This window comes from Kitasatospora phosalacinea (assembly GCF_030268885.1).
Classification (GTDB): domain Bacteria; phylum Actinomycetota; class Actinomycetes; order Streptomycetales; family Streptomycetaceae; genus Kitasatospora; species Kitasatospora phosalacinea_C.
This window is the reverse complement of record NZ_BSSA01000127.1, coordinates 1-349: the sequence shown is the minus strand read 5'-3', so window position 1 is coordinate 349 and position 349 is coordinate 1. Positions and strand designations below refer to the sequence as shown.

Annotated in this window: 1 protein-coding gene; it reads left to right on the top strand. The window is 69.9% G+C overall.

What is annotated here, in order from left to right; genetic code table 11:
- On the top strand, positions 1 to 349 hold a 349-nt coding region (locus QSK52_RS39225; protein WP_285741057.1), incomplete at both ends, for an acyl-CoA dehydrogenase family protein.

Below are 349 nucleotides of genomic sequence, written 5' to 3'. Positions count from 1 at the left end.
CGCTGGACCACACCCGGGTGACGATCGCGGCGCAGGCGCTGGGCATCGCGCAGGGGGCGCTGGACTACGCGAAGGGGTACGTGAAGGAGCGCCGGCAGTTCGGCCGGCCGGTCGGTGACTTCCAGGGCGTGCAGTTCATGCTGGCGGACATGGCGATGAAGCTGGAGGCGGCGCGGCAGTTGACGTACGCGGCGGCGGCACGCTCTGAACGGGCTTCCAGGGCGCAGCGCGGTGACGGTGACCTGACGTTCTTCGGTGCGGCGGCCAAGTGCTACGCGTCGGACGCGGCGATGGAGATCACGGTGGACGCGGTGCAGTTGCTGGGTGGGTACGGGTACACGCGGGACTA